We start from the raw sequence: 23,613 nt of genomic DNA, 5'->3' as shown, positions 1-23,613 counted from the left end.
GGCTAGCTCTTCTTATATGCCTTGACGATTTCCCGACGCCGCTCGGCGGCCGAAAGACCGTCGCGATCAAACTGGGCAATCCGCTTCTTCATTGCGCTCGAAAGCTTGATGCCTTCCACGGCGCTGATCTTGGCGAAGCGCTCGCGGCCAATGACCTGGGTGGCAGCGGCGCGCTTATCGGCGGCGGACTTCTTGTTGCGGGTTTGCATGAAAGCATCCTACCACGAATAGCGGTGTCTTGCACTTGCCGAGCGTTGAAGTTGGAAAGCCGCCGGAGGCGGCTTAGCGGGGAGGACGCGCCTTCACCCCCCGGTAAGGCTTTGAGGACAGAAAAGCGTGGGCGGGTCGATTCGCGGGCACTCTGGTGCGCTCTTCGCACAGGCCGAAAGTCATCACGAAAAGCACGTGTGGGTTCGAGTCCCACCGCCCGCACCAGGACCTGTCCAGTCTCAGCCAACGACCTGGCGGTGGTCGCAGCGGCACTCAGGACAATTCGCCGCACTGTTTGATCCGGCCGCTCGCTTCACCTACACTGCACAGGTCGAAAAGGACCAGTATGGCATCGGTAAGCCCATCCCCCCGCATGGGGCTCCGTCTCTTCAGCTATTGAAGAACCCGCGACAAGCATTCGGCGATCTCTCGCCGGAGGCTTGGCGCATGCTGGACGGAGACTGGTCCCGATGTTCCTTGCCGCCGGCCGGCGTCGCTTCACACAAGGAGCATCCACATGCCTGTCATCAGCACCAACACATCCATCATCACGCAGATCAACGTCTTTACCGTCCCGCCGGGCGGGCAGCAGCCGCTGATCGATTATCTCGCCGAGGCCGCGAAGGTCGCCCGTGATGTGGACGGCTGGATCTCTGCCAGTCTGCACCGCTGCCTGGACGGAACGCGCGTCGTCAACTACGCCCAAACCACCGATCTCGATGCCGCCCGATGCGTCATCGCGCATCTGAAGGCAAGAGGCCTGATCGACGGCAACAAGTCCTACGGCACGGCAGATCCCGGCCTGTACGAGGTGGCGTTCACGCTCGAGCGCTGACGAGAACCAGGCTTGCGTGCGCTGCGCGGGACGCGGGCTGATGCCAGCGCGTGCGCCCCGCGCATCGCCGTTCACGCCGCCTGTGCGCGCTCCGTCAGCCGCTGCCAGGTCGTGGCCTGGAAGCTTGGCCGGGATTCGAGCCGGTCGATCCAGGCCACGAGATTGGGATGTGGCGCGGTCAGCGCAGCCCATTCCGGGGTCACTGACAGGAAGCTCGCCTGCGGTGCGGCCTGCAGATCGGCCAGAGATAGCGCATCGCCCGCGATGAACGGCTGCTCGCCCAGCAGCTCCGACAGCGCGGCAAACACCGTGTGCGCTTTCGGCATCGCCGCCTCGACCGCGGCTTCATCGGTTGCCATTCCCATGAAGCGCGGGGCGATGATGCGCTGAAATCCGATGACGTTGCAGACGCCCTGGAACAGATACCAGTCGCTGATATTCATCACCTGGTCCATTCGGGCCGCCTGCTTCACGTCAGCCGGCGTCAATGACGGCTGCGGCAGGATCCGATCGAGATAGCGCAGGATCGCCTGGGTCTCGTAGAGCACGAAGCCGTCGTGCTCCAGCACGGGGATACGCCCGAACGGGTTGCGCGCCAGATGCTCCGGCGATTTGGACGCACCCGGCGCCAGCGCCGCGAGGCGATAGCCGGCGCCCTTCTCTTCCAACGCGATCAGCACGCTTCGCCCGAACGGGCTTCCAGGCACGGAATGAACGATGAACTCCGACACGACGACCTCCCTCGTTATGTTTGACTCCGTTCGGCTTCCTCGACAAAGCGCTGCATGAGCCCGGGCCAGCCGCCGTCGACATCCCTGCGCATCGAGGCGCCGGCCTCCGCCCCCATGGTCTCGAACTTATGATGCGTCAGCTCGACGCGCGTCGCCTCGGCGCCTTCGGCGATGAAGCGCACGTCCACTTCCGAGTGCATGGTCGCGTCCGGCTGCCATTGCGCGTTGACCTGCCAGAGCATCACGAAGCGATGTGGCGGCTCCCATAGTGTGATCTTGGCAACCGGGGTCTCGGTGCCGTCCTCGGCGATCTCGAGCCAGCGCCCGCCGAGCCGCGGCTCCATCAACACGGTCCGGATCGGCTTCTTGCCGACGCCATGGGTGTGCGGCCACCACCGCGTCAGGCCACTGGTGAAGACCTCGAAGGCGTGGGTGATCGGCGCCCTGACATGGACCTGCTTCAGCACCGGGGCGATCGGCACGATTTCACTCATCCCGTTTCCTTCCCTTCGCTCGTCGATGCGATCGCTCGGCTTCGATCTTGAACGCAAGCAACGCATCGTCCCAGAAACTGTCGAGCCAGTCGCGCAGTTCGGCAAGCCCCTCGCGCCGCACCGAGTAGAAGCGATGGGTGCCCTCGCTGCGCTCCTCGACCAGCCCAACATCCTTCAGCACCTTCAGATGCTGCGACACCGCCGGCCGCGACACTGGCAGGCCCGCAGCGATCAGCTTGACCGGCTGCGGCCCGTCACGCAGGCGTTCGAACACCTGCCGCCGCGTCGGGTCGGCCAGCACCGCCAAGACATTTTGGTAAGTCATGACTTACGGTAAGCCACGGCTAACGTCGATGTCAAGCGACATCCATGTGCTGATCGGATCGCGCGGCGAGCAATAAGCTCACTCGGAGGCGTCGACTGAGCTCCGGCGTTTGAGTTTGGACCTGCCGTATATTTCCGGAATCTTTAGGAGAGGACGACGGCATTAGTGTTCACGACGAGCCGAATCATCGCTCGCCGACGACAAAGAAGCGACAAGGACAATGCTGGGATTCCGCAACCAGAAGAACGAGCGCCCGAAGGCCGGACCCGAACAGTCCGACGCTTCAGGCCTCGATGCATTCCAGGACATCCTGGCCAAATGTCTCAACGACTGGGCCGACGGCAACTTGAACCGTGAGATAGCGAGCGTCGACGCAGCTGCCCTGCGCGTGCCCGTCAAGCCCGACCTGATGGAAGCCATCCACCGCCTCGGCCGCACGCTGGCCGAGCGCGCGTCTCTGGATCTCGACGCCACGGTGGAGCTCTGCATCAACAGCAACGAAGCCTCGATCAGTGCTGCGCGCCTGATCGCAGCCTCGGTCAACCAGTCCGAACGCTGTCAGGGCCTGGCCGCAGCCTCGGTGGAGATGCAGGCCTCCGTCCAGACAATCAGCACGACGTCGACGGCCGCGGCAACCGAGGCCGCAGCGACGCGCCTGATCGTCGACGACAGCGTGGTGGCGGTGCGGCGAACGCTGGAAACCATGCACGGCATCGCGAGCGCCGTGCGCGACACCTCGGCCAAGATCGCCGATCTCAGCGCCGCCTCCGCCGAGATCGGCTCGATCGTCGGCACCATCGACGCCATCGCCAACCAGACCAACCTGCTCGCGTTGAACGCCACGATCGAAGCGGCCCGCGCCGGCGAGTTCGGCAAGGGTTTTGCTGTGGTCGCCGCCGAAGTGAAGAACCTGTCGCAGCAAACCACCAAGGCAACCGAGGACATCAAGGGCCGTATCGAGCGACTGCAGGCCGAGATGAGCGGCATCGTCGCGGCCATGGCCGGCGGCGCCAAGGCCGTCGATGTCGGCATGTCCGAGATGAACAATCTGGCGCAGACAATCGATCAGGCCGGGACTCGCACCGCCGCCGTCAGCGCGAAGATGGACGATATCTCCGGCATCCTGGCCGAGCAGACCGCTGCCGCCGACGAGGTTGCGCAGGGCATCACCATCATCGCCGATCTCGCCACCGCCAATTCGAACGAGGTGATGTCGCTCGCCGACACCATGGCCAAGACCGACGGCCAAGTCGGAAAGATGCTGGGTGAGATCGCCAAGCTCTCGCTGGACAACCGGGTGGTGCGGCTGGCCAAGGCTGACCACGTGATCTGGAAGAAGCGGCTTGTCGACATGTCGGTCGGACGGCTGTCGCTCAAGGCCGACGAACTCAGCGAGCATCATAATTGCCGGCTCGGCAAGTGGTACTACGGCGAAGGTAGCCAGCGGTTTGCCGGCAACGCCGTGTTCCGCCATCTCGAGCAGCCGCATGCCGCTGTGCATCGCCACGGGAAGGAGGCGGCGCGTCTGTTCGGCATGGGTCGGATCGACGAGGCGCTGGCCGAGATCGGGAATGTCGAAAAGGCCTCGCAAGAGGTGCTCGCCGACCTCGACCGGATACGCGAGTGAGCTGCCGCAGGAAGAGCAAGCAAAGGCCGGCCCGCCGCGATCAGGCGCAAGACTACTCGCTTTTGTCGATGTTCCAGAACACCGGCACCGCCTGCCCTTCCAGCACCCCGGTCAGCGATTTGCGCCACACGCTCGGGCTGAACCACTGTCCGAGCGGAACGTAGATCACCTGGTCGTAGACCTCCTTCTGCAGCTCGACGGCGATCTTCTTCTGCTCGTCGAGGGCGGTCGCGCGGGCATAGGCCTCGCGCAGCTCCTCGACCTTCGGATCTTCCGGCCAGCCGAACGACGACTTCAGCCCGCGTGCGCCGAGGAAAGTGCTGGACAGCGGATTGCCGACATCCGCGATCACCGAATTGGTGAAGAACATGTTCCAGCCGCCCTCCTTCGGCGGCTTCTGGCTGGCCCGCCGCGTCACAACCGATTGCCAGTCAGTGGCCTGCAGATCGACCTTGAAGCCGGCCGCGCGCAATTGCTGCGCGACCACGATCGGCTGGGGCTTCAGCGTGATCGCATCCATCGGCCCGAGGATCACGACCGGCGTGCCGTCATAACCGGATTCGGCCAGAAGTTTCTTGGCCTGCTCCAGGCCGTTGCCCTTGACCAGCGTCTCCGAGCCGACATCGGTCTCGAGCGGGGTGCCGCAACCGAACAAGGCGCCACAGATCTTGTAGTATTTGGGATTGCCGACCAGCGCGTCGAGCACATCCTTCTGGTTGATCGCCAGGAACGCCGCGCGGCGGATCTTCACATTGTCGAACGGCGGATACAGGAAATTCATCCGGCCAAAGGTCTGATAACCGAACTTGTTCAGCACGTTCATGGTGAGATCAGGATTGGCCGCCAGCACCGGCTCCAGATCCTGCGGCGGAAACTCCATGAAGTCGATGTCGCCGGCCTGCAGCGCATTCACCGCGGTCTGCGCGTCAGGCATCGTGATCCACTCGACGCGATCGACCTTCACCACCTTGCCGCCGGCGGTCCAGCTCGGCGGCTCCTTGCGCGGCACATAGTCGATGTTCTTCTCGTAGACAGCCTTCACGCCGGGCTGGAATTCGGCCTGCACGAACTTGAAGGGGCCGGAGCCGATCTGTTCGGGAATCGGCTGGTTCGCCGGCGTCTCCGCGAGCCGCTTCGGCATCATGAACGGGACGTAGGACGAGGGCTTGCCGATCGACTCCAGCACGAGGCCGTAATACTCCTTCAGCTTCAGCGTGATCGTCTTGGCGTCGGTCGCTTCTAAGCTCGCCGTGAACTCCATCAGCTTCTGGCCCATGGGATCATTGCGGCTCCAGCGCTTCAGCGAGGCCACGCAGTCCTCAGCGGTGACCGGCGTGCCGTCGTGCCATTTGAGTCCGTCACGCAAAGTGAAGGTGTAAGTGAGCTTGTCGTCGCTCACCTTCCAGTCCGCCATCTGCGGCTGGACCTTGAAATGCTCGTCCGTTCCCAACAGCGTGTCATAGACCATGTAGCCATGGTCACGGGTGATGTAGGCCGGCGTGAAAATCGGATCGATGACACGCAGATCCGAGTGCATCACCGCCGTAATGGTTTTCTTGGCAGCTGCGAGCACAGGCGGAACGCTCGCCGACATCACAAGTACGGAAGCGACGAGCCATGCGGCGAGCGCGGACAGCATCCGGCGCGGACTGTGTGACATGCGAACTCTCTCGAGGTGATGTGAGATTGATGGCGCGAAACTGATCAGGGCTCGGCGATTCATTGTGCATCGCATCCGCGCATCGACGCTGAACCGGCTGACAGCGTTCTATATTTTGCGGCGTCGAGAGTTGCAGCAGTTCCAGTGTTCGTCAATCGGCTTTCACCGATCACTGAAAGCGATCTGATCCCGGCGCAAGGCCCCCATCGTGATCACCCGATGTTGGCATCGTCGTTCCCGAAATCTGGAACCGCCTGCGCCGCCAGCCGTTGTCGGCGCAACCAAAGGAGCACGATGATGTCGAGCGAATGCGCGGAGCCGCAAGGCGGCGAGCAGGCAGTCACCGACGCGACCGAGCGCGAGCAGGCGCCCGCGCGCGAGATCGCGCCGCCTTTGATGGTCGACGGACCTGAAGCCGTTCGCGACAGCCATTGCTGACGCGTCTTCCGACGATCCGCGGCCGCGAACACAGCCTCATAAACAAAAACACGGCGGAGAGGCTCCGCCGTGTTTCCTTCACTAATGCGACAAGATCGGCTATTCGCTCTTGTCGACGTTCCAGAACACCGGGGTCGCGGGGCCGTCGAGCACGCCGGTCAGCGATTTGCGCCAGCCGCTCGGCAACAGATACTGGCCGAGCGGGATGTAGATCACCTGCTCGTAGTTCTCCTTCTGGATCTCGGTCGCGATCCGCTTCTGCTCCGCCGGCGAGGTCGCACGCGCATAGTCGTCGCGCAGCTTCTCGATCTTCTCGTCGGCCGCCCAGCCGAACCAGCCGCCCTTGGTGCCGCGGCCGCCGACCGAGACGTTGGCCACGGGGTTGGCGACATCGGCTCCAACCCAGTTGGTGAAGAACATGTTCCAGCCGCCTTCCTTGATCGGCTTCTGGCTGGCGCGACGCGTCACCACGGTCTGCCAATCGGTGGCTTGCAGGTCGACCTTGAAGCCGGCCTCGCGCAGCTGCTGTGCCACGACGATCGGTTGCGCCTTGAGCGTGGTCACGTCGCCCGGCGCCATGATCACGATCGGCGTGCCGTCATAGCCGGATTCGGCCAGCGCCTTCTTGGCTTGCTCCAGGCCATTGCCCTTGACCAGCGTCTCGGCGCCGACGTCGCTCTCCAGCGGCGTATCGCAAACGAACACTGCGCCGCAGACCTTCTGATACTTCGCATTGCCGACGAGCGCGTCGAGCACGTCCTTCTGATTGATCGCCAGGAAGGCCGCGCGGCGGACCTTGACGTTGTCGAAAGGCGGCAGCAGGAAGTTCATCCGGCCGAGCGTCTGGAACCCGAACTTGTTCGAAACCTCGATATGGATGTCCGGGTTGGCCTCGAGCACCGACAGCATGTCGTAGGGCAGGTTCTCCATGAAGTCGATGTCGCCCGACTGCAGCGCGTTCACCGCGGTCTGCGCGTCCGGCATCGTGATCCACTCGACGCGGTCGACCTTCACCACCTTGCCGCCTGCGGTCCAGCTCGCCGGCTCCTTGCGCGGCACGTAGTCGGTGTTCTTCTCATAGACCGCCTTCACGCCCGGCTGGAATTCCTCCTTGACGAATTTGAACGGGCCGGAGCCGATCTGCTCGGGGATCTGCTGGCCCGCCGGCGTCTCGGCCAGACGCTTCGGCATCATGAACGGGACATAGGACGACGGCTTGCCGATCGACTCCAGCACGAGGCCGTAGGGCTCCTTCAACTTGAGCACGATGGTTTTCGCATCGGCAGCTTCCAGGCTCGCCGTGAAATCCATCAGCTTCTGGCCCATGCCGTCATTGCGGCCCCAGCGCTTCAGCGAGGCGACGCAATCCTCTGCCGTGACCGGCGTGCCGTCATGCCACTTCAAGCCGTCGCGCAGGGTGAATGTATAGGTAAGCTTGTCGTCAGAGACCTTCCAATCCGCCATCTGCGGCTGGATCTTGAAGTTCGAGTCGGTCGCCAGCAACGTATCGTAAACCATGTAGCCATGGTCGCGCGTGATGTAGGCGGTGGTAAAACCGGGATCGATGACGCGCAGATCCGAATGCATCACGGCAGTGATCGTCTTCTTGGTCGATGCGGCAAGCACCTCCGACGGCTCTGCTCCGGAGAGCGCAAGCGCCGACCAGGCGATGCCTGCAAGCGTGAGAAGTTTCCGGCGCGAGATGTGGAACATTGATGTCTCCTGACTTGGCGTAAAAGCGGTCACGACCCGGTCACTGTTTATGCATGTAGTCCGGAATTTAGGCGAACTAACACGCTGTAAGTCTTCAGATTTCGACAGTTGCACCAGGACGCTTCACGCGTCAATCCGCATTCCGCGCATGCGTGACGTCGAAAACAACGACGTTAACGCCCGCATGACTTGGCATTACAAAATGCGCACCAGTTGATCGCATCGCTCGGTCACGCTGGCCAACGCGAACGAGGGCTCCCGATGAATCCAGCCAATCTTCCCTTTGATGTCGAGGCTATGCTGCAGGGTCTGCGCGGCTGGGTGGAGTGCGAAAGCCCGACCTGGGACGCCCTCGCGGTTGAGAGCATGCTCGATCTCGCCGCCCGGGACATGGCGATCATGGGTGCGACCATCGAACGCATCACCGGGCGCCAGGGTTTTGCCGGCTGCGTCCGGGCCCGCTTTCCGCATCCCAAACAGGGCGAGCCTGGTATCCTGATCGCGGGTCATTTTGATACCGTCCACCCCGTCGGCACCATCGCGAAGCTGCCATGGCGGCGCGAGGGTAACAAATGTTATGGCCCGGGCATCTTTGACATGAAAGGTGGCAACTATCTGTCGCTCGAAGCGATCAGACAGCTGACGCGCGCGTCGTTCACGACGCCGTTGCCGATCACGGTTCTCTTCACGCCGGACGAGGAAGTCGGCACGCCGTCGACGCGCGACATCATCGAAGCCGAGGCGCTGCGCAACAAATACGTCCTGGTGCCCGAACCTGGCCGCCCCGACAATGGCGTCGTGACCGGCCGCTATGCGATTGCCCGCTTCAATCTCGAAGCCACGGGACGGCCGAGCCATGCGGGTGCGCGACTTTCGGCCGGCCGTTCCGCGATACGGGAAATGGCGCGGCAAATTCTCGTCATCGACGACATGACCACGGAAGATTGCACCTTCTCGGTCGGCATCGTGCACGGCGGCCAATGGGTCAACTGCGTTGCAACGACCTGCACCGGCGAAGCGCTCAGCATGGCCAAGCGTCAGGAGGATCTCGATCACGGCGTGGAACGGATGCTGGCGCTGTCCGGCACCACCAACGACGTCACATTCAAGGTCACGCGCGGCGTCACGCGTCCGGTGTGGGAACCGGATTCCGGAACTATGTCGCTCTACGACACGGCGCGCGGCGTCGCCGAACAGCTCGGGATGAAGCTGCCGCACGGTTCGGCGGGCGGCGGATCCGACGGCAACTTCACCGGCGCGCTGGGAATCCCGACCCTCGACGGCTTGGGCGTGCGCGGCGCGGATGCTCACACCCTCAACGAGCACATCGAGATCGACAGTCTCGTCGAACGCGGCCGCCTCATGGCCGGCCTGCTCGCGACTCTGGAATGAGAACGGGCTGACGCTTTACGCGCGCCGCGAACTCTGCTGTGTTCGGCGCACGGAGTGATACGGCGCGCATGGCCTCGTTCAAGACGATCAGAAGTCGGGCGGAGAAGCGCAAAGGCGGCGCGCAGGCTTTGGCCGCGCTGCTGCCGCCGGTCTCCGATCATGCTGCGGTGGCGAAGCTGACCGATGATCGCGCGCTTGCGGAGATAAGCCGGCGAGTGTTTTCCGCGGGCTTTGCCTGGAGCGTGATCGAGGCGAAATGGCCGGGCTTCGAGGATGCGTTTCTGGGTTTTCAGCCAGCGCAGCTGCTGTTTCAGCCGGATGACTTCTGGGATGGCCTGTTGCGCGATGCACGCATCGTGCGCAATGCAGCAAAGATCATGTCGGTGCGTGCCAACGCCGCCTTCGTGCAGGAGATCGCGAAGGAGCATGGCAGCTTCGGCAACTTCCTGGCGGACTGGCCCTCCTCCGATGAGGTCGGGCTGCTCGCCCTCCTCGACAAGCGCGGCAGCCGGCTTGGCGGCAATACCGGACAGATGCTGCTGCGCTTCCTCGGCTGGGACGGCTTCGTCACCTCGAAGGATGTGGTCGCCTGCCTGCGCGACTCAGGCCTCGATATCGCCGAAGAGGTCAAATCCAAGAGCGATCTCGCCAAGGTTCAGATGCAGTTCAATGCCTGGGCCAAGGAGACCGGATTGTCCTACACGCAGCTGTCGCGCATCTGCGCGCTCTCGATCGGCGAGAACCATCAACCATGATCCGCGTGTGACAGGTCGACTGCAAGCCATGGCACGCAGCTTGCAGCCATCGCACAGCGAAAAGACCGGGAGATCTTGAAAGTGACTGATATCAGTGACATGCAGGCGCATTCACCGCGCCGTGTAACCGGCGAAAGCCTAGGATGAAGGCAGTCGGCCCCTCATGATCGGATATCTGCTACGTCGCGTGCTCGCCGCCATTCCCGTGATGGGCGTGGTCGCTCTGTTCGTGTTCCTTCTTTTGAGACTGACGCCCGGCGATCCTGCCGCCATCCTCGCCGGCGACAACGCCACGCCGGAGCAGCTCGAACGTATCCGCACCTCGCTCGGCCTGAATGAGCCGCTCTACATCCAGTTCATCACCTGGATCAATCAGCTGATGCACGGCGATCTCGGGGTCTCGCTGATCTCGAAGGTGCCGGTGCTGCAGATGATCGGCCAGCGCGTCGAGCCGTCGATCTCGATTGCGATCTCGACCATCATCCTGGCGATCATCGTCGCCGTGCCGCTCGGCGTGATCGCGGCCTGGAAGCACGGCACCTGGATCGATCGGTTCGTGATGGGCCTTTCCGTGCTCGGCTTTTCCGTGCCGGTATTCGTCATCGGCTATATCCTGATCGAGGTGTTCGCGATCAATCGGCACTGGTTTCCGGTGCAGGGCTTCAAGAGCCTCTCCGCAGGTTTTGGCCCCTTCTTCGAACGCATCATCCTGCCGACCTGCACGCTGTCCTTCATCTATATCGCGCTGATCGCGCGCATGACGCGCGCGGCCATGCTCGACGTGCTGGGCGAGGATTTCGTCCGCACCGCGCGTGCCAAGGGCATCGGTGAAGTCTCGGTGCTGCTGCGCCATGCGCTGCGCAATGCCGCCGTGCCTGTGATCACCGTGATCGGCTCGGGCTTTGCGCTTTTGATCTCGGGCGTCGTCGTCACCGAAAGCGTGTTCAACCTGCCGGGCATCGGCCGCCTCACGGTCGACGCCGTGCTGGCGCGCGACTATCCGGTGATCCAGGGCATGATCCTGCTGACCTCCTTCATCTATCTTGCAGTCAATCTGCTGATCGATGTCGCCTACACCCTGCTCGACCCCCGTATCCGTTACTGAGGCGTTGTCCTGATGGCGATCGTCACCCATCCCGAACCGTCGTTGCCGGTCACCACGCGGCTCACTCCGCGGTTCGGCTTTCTCACCTCGACCCCGATCATCGCGGCCGCAACCATCTGTCTGGCGCTGGTCGTGATCGTCTCCGTCCTTGCCCCGATGCTCGCACCGCATGATCCGGTGCTGCTGGCGCCGGCGCAGCGGCTGAAGCCGGCCAGCGCGCAATTCCTGCTCGGCACCGACGCCTATGGCCGCGATCTGTTGTCGCGCACGATCTATGGCGGCCGCGTCTCGCTGCTGGTCGGCGTCGGCGCTGCCGTGTTCTCGATTGCGATCGGGCTTTTCATCGGCCTCGTCTCCGGCTTCTTCAAATGGGTCGATGCGGTGATGATGCGCGTGATGGACGGCCTGATGGCGATCCCGAGCATCCTGCTCGCGATCGCCGTCGTCTCGCTGTCCGGCGCCAGCATCACCACCGTCATGATCGCGATCACCATTCCGGAAATTCCGCGCGTCGCGCGCCTGGTGCGCTCGGTCGTGCTCACCGCGCGCGAGGAGCCGTATGTCGAAGCCGCGATCTCGCTCGGCTCATCGCTGCCCAAGATCATGTGGCGGCATCTGATGCCGAACACCATCGCGCCCCTGATCGTGCAGGGCACCTATGTCTGCGCCTCCGCGATTCTGACCGAGGCGATCCTGTCCTTCCTCGGCGCTGGCATCAGCCCGGAGACGCCGACCTGGGGCAACATCATGGCCGAGGGCCGCGCCTACTTCCAGATCAAGCCGTCGCTGATCTTCTGGCCGGGGCTTCTGCTGTCGATTGCCATCCTCTCGATCAACCTGATCGGCGACGCCGCGCGCGACGCGCTCGATCCGCGGATGAAGCAGCGGGAGGGCGGAAAATGACCGCAATCGTATTCCCGACGCGGGCGACAGATTTGCATATGTTTTCCGTTATTCCGGGGCGCGTCGAAGACGCGACCCCGGAATCTCGAGATGCCGGGTTCAACGCTTCGCGTCGCCCCGGAACGACTGAGAGTATGAGCTGACATGACCGACACCATTCTCGACATCGACAGTCTCGTCGTTGCGCTCGGCAAGACCAAAAACCCCAACGGCCCGCGGATCATCGACGGCATCTCGGTCAAGGTGGCCAAGGGCGAGACGCTGTGCGTCGTCGGCGAAAGCGGTTCGGGCAAGTCCGTGACCTCGCTGACGACGATGGGCCTGTTGCCGAAGAACGCGCTGCATCCGATCGGCGGCAGCATCAAGCTGGTCGGCGAAGAGCTGTTGACCGCCACCGACCGGCGCCTGCGGCAGTTGCGCGCCACCACCATGGCGATGATCTTCCAGGAGCCGATGACGGCGCTCAATCCGGTCGTGCCAGTCGGCCGCCAGATCGACGAGGTCCTGCGCGCGCATACATCCCTCGACGCACGCACCCGCCGCAAGCGCATTCTCGACATGATGGAGCAGGTACGCCTGCCTGACGTCGAGCGCATCTTCGCCTCGTACCCGCATCGCCTGTCGGGCGGCCAGCGCCAGCGCATCATGATCGCGATGGCGCTGGTGCTGGAGCCGAAGCTTCTGATCGCGGACGAGCCGACCACCGCGCTCGACGTCACGACGCAGAAGCAGATCCTCACTTTGATCCGCGACCTGCAGCGCGACCACGGCACCGCCGTGCTGTTCATCACCCACGACATGGGCGTGGTCGCCGAGATTGCCGACCGCGTCGCCGTGATGCGCCAGGGCCGATTGGTCGAGACCGGCGCGCTCGACAAGATCCTGCGCCAGCCGGAAATGGACTACACGCGCAACCTGCTCGCCGCTGTGCCGAGCCTGATTCCGCGGCCCGCGCGCCCCGAGACGAAAGAGCCGGTGGTGCTGGAGGCCAACGAGCTCGGCAAGGTCTATCGCGAGCGCTCCCTGCTCGGCAAAGCGCGCGAAGTGGTCGCTGCGGAAAACGTGTCGCTCACATTGCGCAAGGGCCGCACGCTCGGCATCGTCGGCGAGAGCGGCTCGGGCAAGTCGACGGTCGCGCGCTGCATCGTCCGGCTGATCGACCCAACCTCGGGCGGCGTCCGGCTCGCCGGCCACGAAATCTCCATCCTGACGCGTCGCCTGCTGCAGCCGCACAGGAAGCGCATCCAGATCGTGTTCCAGGATCCCTACCGCTCGCTGAACCCGCGCCTGACCGTGGGCGAAAGCATTGCGGAAGGCCCGATCAACTATGGCACGTCGCGCGACAAGGCGATGGCGCGCGCACGCGAGCTGTTGGAACTGGTCGGCCTGCCCGCCGACTCCATCTCCCGGTTCCCGCACCAGTTCTCCGGTGGCCAGCGCCAGCGCATCGCAATTGCGCGCGCGCTCGCGCTGGATCCGGATGTGCTGGTCGCCGACGAAGCGGTCTCCGCGCTCGACGTGTCCGTGCAGGCGCAGGTGCTGGATCTGCTCGACGAGATCCAGCGCCGGCTCGGCATCGCGATCCTGTTCATCACCCACGATCTGCGCGTCGCCGCGCAGATCTGCGACGACGTCGTGGTGATGCAGAAGGGCCGCATCGTTGAACAAGGCCCGGCCGGCGAGATCCTGACGCATCCGAAGGAAGCCTATACGCGGGCGCTGCTCGAGGCCGCGCCCGGCCGCAACTGGGATTTTGCCAATTTCCGCCCCGTGGCAGAGGCGGTGGCATAGCAGCGTCGAGAGGGCTCGCGATCTATCCTCCTCGTCATTCCGGGGCGTGCCAACGGGTCCGCGCAAAGCGCGGCCCGATGACAGGCTCCGCACGAGCCAGGAAGCCATACTCACAGGCGGATGTGGTGACATCAGCCGGTCGACGCGCGTGCCGCACAGATCCTGCTGTGGTTATGGATTCCGGGCTCATCGCTACGCGATGCCCCGGAATGACGCCGTGGAAACTGGACGGCCGGCCAACGCGCGCCGGGCGCGCCCAGCACATGCAAAACGGAATTGCTCCTTTGCTTGCGCAGCGCGCGAGGAGAGGTCTAACGTCGCAGACCACGTCAACGGACTGAGACGAACTGATGACTCGCATCGCGATCGGCGGCTTGCTGCACGAGACCAATACCTTTGCGCCAACCAAAGCGGGCTACCATGCGTTCATGCATGGCAGTGGCGCGGCCTCGATCGCGGACGCTGCGAGCGTGCTGACGACGATGCGCAATATCAATGCCGGCCAGTCCGGCTTTATCGCCGAGGCCGAAGCGCGAGGCTGGGATCTGGTGCCGACGATCGCCTGTTTTGCGAGCCCCTCGGCGCATGTCACGGAAGACGCGTTCGAGCGGATCGTCGGCGTCATGATCGACCGCATCAAGGCCGCTGGCGCGGTCGACGGCGTCTATCTCGATCTGCATGGTGCGATGGTCACCGAACATCTCGACGACGGCGAGGGCGAGATCCTGGCGCGCGTGCGCGAGGTCATTGGCCCGGACGTGCCGCTGGTCGCAAGCGTCGATCTGCACGCCAATGTCACGCCTGAGATGATCGATCATGCCGATGCGCTGATCGCCTATCGGAAATATCCTCATACCGACATGGCCGACACTGGCCGCGCCTCGGCGCAGCATCTGGCGTTGCTAATTAACTCGCAGCAGCGTTTCGCCAAGGCGTTCCGGCAACTGCCATTCCTGATCCCGATCAGCTGGCAATGCACCAATGATCAGCCGACCAAAGGCATCTATGAGACGCTCGCGACCTATCAGAGCGACGCGGTGCCCACGCTCTCCTTCGCGCCGGGCTTTCCTGCGGCGGACTTCATTAACTGCGGGCCCAGCGTGTTCGCCTACGGCCGGACGCAGGCCGACGCCGATGCGGCCGCGGATGCGATCGCCGCGCTCGTTGCCGGTCACGAGAACGATTTCGACGGCAGGATCTATTCGCCTGACGACGGCGTACGCCACGCAATGGAGCTTGCGAAAACCGCGACCAGACCGATCGTGATCGCGGACACGCAGGACAATCCCGGCGCCGGCGGCGATTCCGACACCACAGGCATGCTGCGCGCTCTGGTGCGCAACCGCGCGCAGCGCGCCGCGATCGGCATGATTTATGATCCGCAATCAGCCCTCGCCGCGCACGCTGCCGGTGAAGGCGCCACCGTGACGCTGTCGCTGGGCAGCAAGTCCGGCATTCCGGGCGATGCGCCGCTGACGGAGAGCTTCATCGTCGAGAAGCTGTCGGATGGCCGCTTCGTAGCTCCGGGCCCATTCTATGGCGGCCGCAAGATGGACATGGGGCCCTCGGCCGCCTTGCGCATCGGTGATATCAGGGTCGTCGTCTGCTCGCACAAGGCACAGCTCGCCGACCAGGCGATGTATCGCTTCGTCGGCATCGAGCCGACCGAGCAGGCCATCCTGGTCAACAAGAGCTCGGTACATTTCCGCGCCGATTTCGAGCCGATCGCGGAGAAACTTCTGATCTGCGCCGCGCCCGGCCCGATGCCGGCCGATCCCGCCACCCTGCCCTGGACGCGGCTGCGTCCGGGCATCCGCGTCAAGCCGAACGGCCCGGCCTTTGCGCCATAACACTTCATCATCATTTCCCTACGGATAAAGAGACCCATGCCGCTGATCGACCGCATTGAAGGCTACGCCGACGAACTCACCGCCATCCGCCGCGACCTGCACGCCCATCCGGAGATCGGTTTCGAGGAGACGCGCACGTCCGGCATCGTCGCCGAGAAGCTCGCGCAATGGGGCATCGAGGTGCATCGCGGACTCGGCGGCACCGGCGTGGTCGGCGTGCTCAAGGGCAAGAGCGGCAACGGCAAGACGATCGGGCTGCGCGCCGACATGGACGCGCTGCCGATGGAGGAGAACACCAATCTGCCGTGGCGCTCGACCATTCCGGGCCGCTTCCATGGCTGCGGCCATGATGGCCACACCACGATGCTGCTCGGCACCGCGCGCTATCTGGCGGAGACCAAGAATTTCGACGGCACCGTGCATTTCATCTTCCAGCCGGCCGAGGAAGGCCTCGGCGGCGCGCGGGCGATGATCAAGGATGGGCTGTTCGAGAAATTTCCATGTGACGAGCTCTATGGCCTGCATAACGCGCCCGACCTGAACCATGGCGAGATCGCCATCCTGCCGGGGCCCGCGATGGCCGGCGCCGACTTCTTCGATATCCGCATTTCCGGCTACGGCGCCCATGGCGCGATGCCGGAGCGCTCCAAGGATGCGGTGGTGATCGCGACTTCGGTGGCGCAGGCCATCCAGACCATCGTCAGCCGCAATGTCGATCCGCTTCAGGCTGCCGTCGTTTCCATCACCCAGATCCATGCCGGCTCAGCCTATAACGTGATCCCTGGCGACGCCTGGCTGTGCGGCACCGTGCGCGCCTTTTCCGATTCCGTCCGCGCCCTGATCCGCGAGCGCATGCGCGCGATCTGCGCCGGCATCGCGGCCGCTTTCCACTGCGAGATCGATGTCGACATCCGCGACATCTTCAGCGTACTGGTGAACCAGGAAGAGCATTCGAAGGTGGTCGAGGAGGTCGCGCGCACCGTGGTCGAGCCGTCCAAGGTCCTGACCCGCGCGACTCCGAAGATGGGCAGCGAGGATTTCGCCGATATGCTGCAGAAGATCCCCGGCGCCTATTTCTGGGTCGGCCATGACGGCTCGGTGCCGGTGCACAATCCAGGCTACGTGCTGGACGACAAGATCCTGCCCGTCGGCGCCAGCATGTTCGCCCGCATCATCGAAACCCGCCTGCCCGTGAGCGCCCATGCATAAACCGGCATCGAATGAGATTACCTCGCTGCACGATCTCTCCGCGGTCGATCTGATCGCGGGCTATCGGGCGCGCCAGTTCTCGCCGTCCGAAGTGATGGAGGAGGTGCTGGCGCATGTCGCGGCCTGGGAGCCGCACATCAAGGCGCTGTATCTCTTCGATCCCGATGCGGCGCGCGCCGCGGCCAAGGCCTCCACCGCGCGCTGGGCGCAGGACGAGCCGGCCGGCGCGCTCGACGGCGTGCCGGCGACGGTCAAGGACAACATGGCCACCAAGGGCCAGCCGATCCCGCTGGGCGCTGCGAGCGTGACGCTGACGCCAGCCGCAGCGGACGCTCCGCCCGCGGCGCGGCTGCGCGAAGCGGGCGCGATCATCTTCGCCAAGACCACGATGCCGGACTACGGCATGCTGTCGTCGGGCCTGTCGAGCTTCCACCCGCTCACCCGCAATCCCTGGGACCTCCGAATGAATCCCGGCGGCTCCAGCGCCGGTGCGGGCGCCGCCGCCGCGGCCGGCTACGGTCCCCTGCATCTCGGCACCGACATCGGTGGCTCGGTGCGCCTGCCGGCGGCCTGGTGTGGCCTCGTCGGCCTGAAGCCGAGCTTCGGGCGCGTGCCGATCGATCCGCCCTATGTCGGCCGCGTCGCCGGGCCGATGACGCGCATCGTCGACGATGCCGCGCTGATGATGAGCGTGCTGTCGAAGCCCGATCGCCGCGACGGCACCAGCCTGCCGCCGACCGACCTCAACTGGAAGGTGGTCGAGAAGTCGCCGCGCAAGCTGCGGATCGGCCTGATGCTCGAACTGGGCGTCGGACAGCCATTGGAAGCGCCGGTGCGCGCGGCCGTGCTTGAGGCGGCGAAAGCGTTCGAATCCGCCGGGGCCGTGGTCAGCGAGGCCAAGAATTTTTTCACGCGCGAGATGCTGCAGGGGCTCGACAATTTCTGGCGCGCGCGGCTGTGGGACGATCTCTCCCGGCTCACGCCCGAGGTCCGCAACAAGACCCTGCCCTACATCCTGCAATGGGCCGAGCGCGGTGCATCGCTCTCGGGCGTCGAGGTGGTCAGGGGCTTCAACGTGACCATGGCGATCCGCGCCGCCGCCGCCAAGCTGTTCTGTGATTTCGATTACGTGATCTCGCCGACCTCTCCGGGCGTGAAATTCCCGGCCGAGTTCGCTTCCCCCGTCAACGACCCGGCACAACCGTTCGAGCACATCACCTACACGGTGCCGTGGAACATGTCCGAGAACCCGGCGGTCTCGGTCAACGCGGGCTACGATGCCGACGGTTTCCCGATCGGGCTGCAGATCGTCGGCCGCCGCTTCGACGATCTCGGCGTACTGGGCCTGGCCAAGACGTTCGAAGGCTTGCGCGGCGAACAGCGGCCCTGGCCTGCGCCGCCGAAGGGCTAAAGGCACAACATACTCGACTGTCGTGCGCGGGCTCGACCCGCGCATCCATCATCTTACAAAAAGGGATGGATGGCCGGGTCAAGCCCGGCCATGACGACAATCATAAGAACCACCGGAGCGAAACACCCATGGCCTACGAGACCATTCTCTACGACGTCGCCGACCAGATCCTCACCATCACGCTCAACCGGCCGGAGAAGCTCAACGCCTTCACCCCGACCATGCAGCGGGAGCTGATCGACGCCTTCGACCGCGCCGACAGGGATGACGAGATCAGGGCGGTCATCGTCACCGGTGCGGGGCGCGCCTTCTGTGCCGGCGCCGACCTGTCATCCGGCGCTGACACGTTCGACCGCGACGTCAGGCGCGGTCCGGTGCGGCGCCATCCCGACGGGCGCGTCGACTATTCCGATCCGCAGGTGCGCGACGGCGGCGGCCAGGTGACGCTGCGCATCTTCAAATCATTGAAGCCGGTGATCGCCGCCGTGAACGGACCCGCGGTCGGCATCGGCGTCACCATGCAGCTGGCGATGGACATTCGCATCGCCTCCGATGCCGCGCGCTTCGGCTTCGTGTTCTCCCAGCGCGGCATCGTGCCCGAAGCCGCCTCGAGCTGGTTCCTGCCGCGCATCGTCGGCATCTCACAGGCGCTGGAATGGTGCTACACCGGCCGCGTCTTCCCGGCACAGGAGGCGCTTGCGGGGCGGCTCGTCAGCAGGGTGGTGCCCGCGGACGAGCTGCTGCCGACCGCACGCGCGCTGGCACGCGAGATCGCGGAGAAGACCGCGCCGGTCTCGATCGCGCTGATCCGCCAGATGATGTGGCGCATGATGGGCACCGATGATCCGATGGACGCGCACAAGGTCGACAGCCGCGGCATCTACGCGCGCGGCCGCTCCGACGACGTCAAGGAAGGCGTGACCGCGTTCCTGGAGAAGCGCCCGGCCCAGTTCAAGAACAAGGTGTCCACCGACATGCCGGATTATTTCCCGTGGTGGGACGAGCGGGATTACAAGTAGTCACAAATTCGCTGTCGTCCCGCGAACGCGGGGACCCATACCGCGTGATCTATCTTGTGGCACTCTGAATATCGTTCGTCGCCAAACGATGTTCTGTGAGTATGGGGTCCCGGCTCAAGGCCGGGACGACAGTGGGACAACTCGTTAGCCTATCGGTTCTCCAGCCAACGTCATCCGACGTCTCACGCCGCCTTGATGCCGCTGATGAAGGCGTCGACGTGCCGGCGCATGCTCTCCGATTGGCGCAACAGCTCCTTGGAGGCGCCGAGCACCTGGCTGGCTGCGGTGCCGGACTCGGTGGCCGCGGCGGTGACCTGCAGGATGTTCTGCGATATGTCGCCGGTGCCCTGCGCCGCACGTTGCACGTTGCGAACGATCTCGCGGGTCGCCGCGTCCTGCTCCTCGACCGCCGATGCAATCGAGACGGCGATGGCATTGAGCTCGCCGATCGTCGCGGTGATCCCCTTGATGGCCCGCACCGCCTCGGTCGAGATGCCCTGCATCGCCGATATCTGGGCGCGGATGTCGTCCGTGGCCTTGGCCGTCTGCTCAGCGAGACTTTTCACCTCGCCGGCGACCACGGCAAAGCCGCGGCCGGTATCGCCCGCCCGCGCGGCCTCGATCGTGGCATTGAGCGCGAGCAGGTTGGTCTGACCGGCGATCTCGCTGATCAGCCTGACGACATCGCCGATCTTCTCGGCCGCGTTGGAGAGGCTCTGCACCGTCTCGTTGGCCCGTTGCCCCTCGGCGACCGCGTCCCGCGCGATGTCGGTCGACTGCGTCACCTGGCCGCCAATCCTTGCGACCGCGGTCGACAGCTGCTCCGACGCGGCTGCCACCGTCTGCATGTTGCTCGACGCGGCTTCGGTCGTCTGCGCCACCCTCGCCGCCTCGCCGCTGGTCCGGCCCGCACTCTTGTCCATGATGGCGGCGGTCGACTCCAACTGGGTCGATGCCGAGATCACGGTCTCGATCACCCCGGTGATGTCGTTGCCGAACCGATCGGCGAGCTCGCCGACCTGCCGCGCCTTGGCGGTGCGCGCACGTTCGGCCTCGGCGTCCCTCGCGGTAAGCTCGGCCGTATGGATCATGTTCTGCTTGAAGAACTGTACGGACCGCGCCATCAGCCCGATTTCATCGTGCCGGTCGACTGCGTCGACCTCTGTCGTGAGGTCACCTTTGGCCAGTCGCGTCATCGCATCGGCGAGCGCGTTGACCGGCTCGGTGATGCTGCGCGCCATCGCAACCACGGCGCCGATGCTGACCAGCAGGGCCGCCAGCAACAACACGGCAACGGCAGCCAGGCTCCGGTTCGCGTCAGCCTCCTTGCGGGCCATCAGCTCCGACAATGCGCCCGCCAGCGCGTCCTCGACCTGCTTCAGCAGATCGATCCGCCGCGTGGCCGTATCCCACCAGGTCTTGCTCTCGAGTCCCTTGAAATCCCCACTGAACGCGCCCTGCTCGACGGTCTTGCGCATCGCGCTGAACCCTTCGATCGCAGGGCTTGCCATCGCCGCCTGGAACGCCGCCTGCGACTTGGCGGTCGCAACCGTTCGGAAGGCGCTGAAGAAACTTTCTTGGGCCGCGGCGAGCCCCATCGCGCGGGCATAGCCGGCCGGTTCAAAACGCCCGGCAGCAAGTCCGCCGGCCACGGTGGCGCGCTCCAATCCGGCGCGCTCCTTGCCCTCGGTCAGATTGCCGTAGGCGATGATGGCTTTGGAGATCTCGTCGTCGTCGCTCAGCCGGGAGATGCCGTTGATCAGCCCGATCAACCGACCGACGATCTCGGTGAGATAGCCGACGGCAACCGGCGGCGTGACCGACTGCGCGTCGATCTCGCTGCGATAGCGGTCGAGCTGTGTCAGTTGCTGCTCGCAGTCCCGCACGGCCGCCGTCAGGGCTTGGGCGCCGCGCAATTCGCCGAGCGCTGCGACCGCACTGGCACGCTCCGCATCGGTCTGCTGGCGCTGCCGGCCGAGCTCAGGGCCCATCTGCGTGCCCTTGCTGCTGAGGAACGCTGACGACATCCCGCGCTCGCGCTGCAGCTCGTGAACGAAGCGGCTGAGCTTTTCGACTGCCGCTGCAACCGGCTGCAGGCGCGCCATCTCGGCGCGGACCAGCCATTTGGCCGAGATTTCGTAAGTGGCGAGCGCGGCCAAGGTGAGCAAGGGCAGCAAGGCCGACAGGGCGATGCGGTGAAGTATCCTGGTTTTCTTCAACATGATCGAACTCACACCTTCGATCGGTGTTAGTCGAACAATAGTAAAAAATTACCCCCGCCCCTCCGCTGATATTTTAAGCAGCAGATGCTGCGTTTCCGTACAGGCAGGTCGCGCTAATCCATCACCAGCGCGACGCGGCCGATCGCCTTGCGATCGCGTAGCAGCTGCATCGCACGCGCGTAGTCCGCAAATGGCACCCGGTGCGAGACGTGCGGCCGCAGCCTGCCCGCTTCGGCCCAGTCCAGCAACGCGGCGATGCGCCTTTCAGCCAGCGCCGGGTCCTTGCGGGCCGCCTCGCCGGCGCGCACGCCGAGCACGCTCGCTCCTTTCATCAGAATGAGATTGGTTCGCGCCAGCCCAATGCCGCCGGTGAAGCCAACCACCAGCAGCCGCGCGCCCCAGGCGATGCAGCGCACGCTCTGCTCGAACACCTCGCCGCCGACCGGATCGAACACGACGTCGACGCCGCGACCATCCGTGATGCGCTTAACCGCGTCGCGGAACGGCTCGCGGGAATAGAGCACGAGATGATCGGCGCCGCGCGCTTGCGCGACTCTGAGCTTCTCCTCGGATGAGGCGGCCGCGATCACGGTCGCTCCTAACAGCTTTCCGATCTCGACGGCCGCGAGGCCGACGCCGCCGCCGGCGCCGTGCACCAGCAAGGTCTCGCCCGGCGCGAGCCGGGCGCGATCGACCAGCGCATGATGGGCGGTACCGTAAGCAGCCAGATAGGTGGCACCCTCCGCATAGTCGAATGTCGATGGCAGCGGCGTCAGCTGGCCGGTTGCGACCACGGCCTCATCGGCATAAGCGCCGAACCGCATGCGCACGATGACGCGGTCGCCGATGGCGACGCCGTTCACTCCTGCGCTCACCTCGACGATATCGCCGGCCGCCTCCACGCCCGGGGTGAACGGCAGCTCCGGCTTGAGCTGATACTCCCCGGCACACATCAGGATGTCGGGAAAATTGATGCCGGCGGCGCGGATCTTCACCCGCACCTCTCCCGGCTGCAGCGAACGGAATGGAAAGCTCTCCAGCCGCAACCGCTCGGGCGGGCCGAGCTCGCGGCAGATGACGGCACGCGGCATCAGGCCGCCTTCTTCTTGCGCGCCAACGCCTCGCGCACCAGCGGCAGCCGGTCATTGCCGAAATACATGTCGGTCTTATCGATGAAGATGGTCGGCGAGCCGAAGCCGCCGCGCTTGACCACCTCCTCGGTGTTCGCCCTCAACTGATCCTTGACCGCCTGTTGCCCGATGCCGTCGAAGAAATCGCGCGGATCGATGCCGACCCGCAGGCAGATCTCGGTCAGCACGCCATCCTGCGAAATGTCCTTGTCCTCGCCCCAATAGACCTCGAACACCGCGCGCGCGAACGGCACCATATCCCTGTTGCCGAGCCAGATGCAGCCGCGCATCGCTTTGACACTGTTCACCGGAAACACCGTCGGCGGCATCTTGATCTTCAGTCCCGCCGAACGCGCCCAGTCGCCGAGGTCCTTCAGCATGTACTGCGTCTTCAGCGGCACCGGCGTTTCCCGCGAGGCGTAGACGCTGGGGTTCACGGTGTTGAAGATGCCGCCGACCAGGATCGGACGCCACACGATCTCCGCGCCGAATTCCTTCGCAAGCGGCTCGATGTTGTGGAAGGCGAGATAGGTCCAGGGGCTGGAGCAGTCGAAGAAGAATTCGATCATGGGCGTTTCCTGCGATTATCGTTCTGCTCCTCGTCCTCAGGAGCGCGCACCGCGCGTCTCGAAGGACGTGGCCCGGCCTCATGGTTCGAGACGGCGCAAGCGCCTCCTCACCATGAGGAGCCCCGGTCCGGAGTTTGTTCTCTGTACCCCGACCATAAGACATGGCACAGAGACGCTCAACAACATCGGCAGAAAGCCGCTATTCGAGGACGCCATCCATGGAA

At 64.6% G+C, this 23,613-nt stretch carries 21 protein-coding genes; 12 read left to right on the top strand and 9 right to left on the bottom strand.

Going from position 1 to position 23,613, the window contains the following annotated elements; all coding sequences use genetic code 11:
• Nucleotides 1-2: 2 nt before the first annotated feature.
• Entirely contained in the window at nt 3-209 is a 207-nt protein-coding gene (locus ACQR1W_RS32970; protein ID WP_434854669.1) for a hypothetical protein, read from the bottom strand.
• 518 nt (nt 210-727) lie between these two features.
• Here ACQR1W_RS32970 and ACQR1W_RS32965 point away from each other — a divergent pair.
• On the top strand, nt 728-1,045 hold the full coding sequence (locus tag ACQR1W_RS32965) for an antibiotic biosynthesis monooxygenase family protein (protein WP_434854668.1): 318 nt from the start codon (nt 728-730) through the stop codon (nt 1,043-1,045).
• 71 nt (nt 1,046-1,116) lie between these two features.
• Here the strand turns inward: ACQR1W_RS32965 and ACQR1W_RS32960 are convergent, their stop codons facing one another.
• The 3 genes from ACQR1W_RS32960 to ACQR1W_RS32950 are packed head-to-tail and all read right to left on the bottom strand — an operon-like array spanning nt 1,117 to nt 2,595.
• Nucleotides 1,117-1,776 (bottom strand): glutathione S-transferase family protein, encoded by a 660-nt coding sequence (locus tag ACQR1W_RS32960; RefSeq protein WP_434854667.1) that lies wholly within the window; start codon nt 1,774-1,776, stop codon nt 1,117-1,119.
• A gap of 14 nt (nt 1,777-1,790) precedes the next feature.
• The gene (locus tag ACQR1W_RS32955; RefSeq protein WP_434854666.1) at nt 1,791-2,270 is read right to left on the bottom strand and encodes an SRPBCC family protein; all 480 of its coding nucleotides are present in this window, start codon (nt 2,268-2,270) and stop codon (nt 1,791-1,793) included.
• Nucleotides 2,263-2,595, bottom strand: a complete 333-nt coding sequence (locus ACQR1W_RS32950; protein WP_434854665.1) for an ArsR/SmtB family transcription factor — start codon at nt 2,593-2,595, stop codon at nt 2,263-2,265. Before ACQR1W_RS32950 ends, ACQR1W_RS32955 begins: the two co-directional genes overlap by 8 nt.
• A 220-nt stretch (nt 2,596-2,815) precedes the next feature.
• On the opposite strand from ACQR1W_RS32950, the gene ACQR1W_RS32945 reads away from it, so the two are divergent.
• Nucleotides 2,816-4,222, top strand: a complete 1,407-nt coding sequence (locus tag ACQR1W_RS32945; protein ID WP_434854664.1) for a methyl-accepting chemotaxis protein — start codon at nt 2,816-2,818, stop codon at nt 4,220-4,222.
• Nucleotides 4,223-4,274: 52 nt separating this feature from the next.
• Here the strand turns inward: ACQR1W_RS32945 and ACQR1W_RS32940 are convergent, their stop codons facing one another.
• Nucleotides 4,275-5,882 (bottom strand): ABC transporter substrate-binding protein, encoded by a 1,608-nt coding sequence (locus ACQR1W_RS32940; protein ID WP_434854663.1) that lies wholly within the window; start codon nt 5,880-5,882, stop codon nt 4,275-4,277.
• Nucleotides 5,883-6,179: 297 nt separating this feature from the next.
• Here ACQR1W_RS32940 and ACQR1W_RS32935 point away from each other — a divergent pair, with 297 nt between their 5' ends.
• Nucleotides 6,180-6,320: a hypothetical protein gene (locus tag ACQR1W_RS32935; protein ID WP_434854662.1), complete on the top strand. Its 141-nt coding sequence runs from the start codon at nt 6,180-6,182 to the stop codon at nt 6,318-6,320.
• Nucleotides 6,321-6,419: 99 nt separating this feature from the next.
• Here ACQR1W_RS32935 and ACQR1W_RS32930 read toward each other — a convergent pair whose 3' ends face one another.
• The gene (locus ACQR1W_RS32930; protein ID WP_434854661.1) at nt 6,420-8,033 is read right to left on the bottom strand and encodes an ABC transporter substrate-binding protein; all 1,614 of its coding nucleotides are present in this window, start codon (nt 8,031-8,033) and stop codon (nt 6,420-6,422) included.
• Nucleotides 8,034-8,294: 261 nt separating this feature from the next.
• On the opposite strand from ACQR1W_RS32930, the gene ACQR1W_RS32925 reads away from it, so the two are divergent.
• From ACQR1W_RS32925 to ACQR1W_RS32885, 9 genes are all read left to right on the top strand, one after another.
• Nucleotides 8,295-9,425 carry a M20/M25/M40 family metallo-hydrolase gene (locus ACQR1W_RS32925; RefSeq protein WP_434854660.1) on the top strand — a complete coding sequence of 377 codons (1,131 nt, stop codon included), beginning with the start codon at nt 8,295-8,297 and terminating at the stop codon, nt 9,423-9,425.
• A gap of 68 nt (nt 9,426-9,493) precedes the next feature.
• Nucleotides 9,494-10,180: a DNA-3-methyladenine glycosylase I gene (locus ACQR1W_RS32920; protein ID WP_434854659.1), complete on the top strand. Its 687-nt coding sequence runs from the start codon at nt 9,494-9,496 to the stop codon at nt 10,178-10,180.
• 163 nt (nt 10,181-10,343) lie between these two features.
• Nucleotides 10,344-11,285, top strand: a complete 942-nt coding sequence (locus tag ACQR1W_RS32915) for an ABC transporter permease (protein WP_434854658.1) — start codon at nt 10,344-10,346, stop codon at nt 11,283-11,285.
• A gap of 12 nt (nt 11,286-11,297) precedes the next feature.
• A complete protein-coding gene (locus tag ACQR1W_RS32910; RefSeq protein WP_434854657.1) occupies nt 11,298-12,188 on the top strand; it encodes an ABC transporter permease in 891 nt (296 codons plus the stop codon).
• Between the two features lie 144 nt (nt 12,189-12,332).
• Nucleotides 12,333-13,979, top strand: a complete 1,647-nt coding sequence (locus tag ACQR1W_RS32905; protein ID WP_434854656.1) for an ABC transporter ATP-binding protein — start codon at nt 12,333-12,335, stop codon at nt 13,977-13,979.
• A gap of 350 nt (nt 13,980-14,329) precedes the next feature.
• Complete coding sequence (locus ACQR1W_RS32900; RefSeq protein WP_434854655.1) at nt 14,330-15,829, top strand: M81 family metallopeptidase; 1,500 nt, start codon at nt 14,330-14,332, stop codon at nt 15,827-15,829.
• 36 nt (nt 15,830-15,865) lie between these two features.
• On the top strand, nt 15,866-17,038 hold the full coding sequence (locus ACQR1W_RS32895) for a M20 aminoacylase family protein (protein WP_434854654.1): 1,173 nt from the start codon (nt 15,866-15,868) through the stop codon (nt 17,036-17,038).
• A complete protein-coding gene (locus tag ACQR1W_RS32890; protein ID WP_434854653.1) occupies nt 17,031-18,449 on the top strand; it encodes an amidase in 1,419 nt (472 codons plus the stop codon). The genes ACQR1W_RS32895 and ACQR1W_RS32890 overlap by 8 nt, the downstream gene beginning before the upstream one ends.
• Before the next feature lie 128 nt (nt 18,450-18,577).
• Nucleotides 18,578-19,468, top strand: a complete 891-nt coding sequence (locus ACQR1W_RS32885) for a crotonase/enoyl-CoA hydratase family protein (RefSeq protein WP_434854652.1) — start codon at nt 18,578-18,580, stop codon at nt 19,466-19,468.
• A 182-nt stretch (nt 19,469-19,650) separates the two neighbouring features.
• Here ACQR1W_RS32885 and ACQR1W_RS32880 read toward each other — a convergent pair whose 3' ends face one another.
• From ACQR1W_RS32880 to ACQR1W_RS32870, 3 genes are all read right to left on the bottom strand, one after another.
• A complete protein-coding gene (locus tag ACQR1W_RS32880; RefSeq protein WP_434854651.1) occupies nt 19,651-21,690 on the bottom strand; it encodes a methyl-accepting chemotaxis protein in 2,040 nt (679 codons plus the stop codon).
• 113 nt (nt 21,691-21,803) lie between these two features.
• Nucleotides 21,804-22,781, bottom strand: a complete 978-nt coding sequence (locus ACQR1W_RS32875; protein ID WP_434854650.1) for an NADPH:quinone oxidoreductase family protein — start codon at nt 22,779-22,781, stop codon at nt 21,804-21,806.
• Nucleotides 22,781-23,389, bottom strand: coding sequence for a 2-hydroxychromene-2-carboxylate isomerase (locus ACQR1W_RS32870; protein ID WP_434854649.1), 609 nt, complete (start codon nt 23,387-23,389; stop codon nt 22,781-22,783). Before ACQR1W_RS32870 ends, ACQR1W_RS32875 begins: the two co-directional genes overlap by 1 nt.
• Nucleotides 23,390-23,613 lie beyond the last annotated feature (224 nt).

It is taken from the genome of Bradyrhizobium sp. HKCCYLS1011, assembly GCF_051167795.1.
Classification (GTDB): Bacteria; Pseudomonadota; Alphaproteobacteria; order Rhizobiales; family Xanthobacteraceae; genus Bradyrhizobium.
This window is presented reverse-complemented; position numbering and strand designations above follow the sequence as displayed.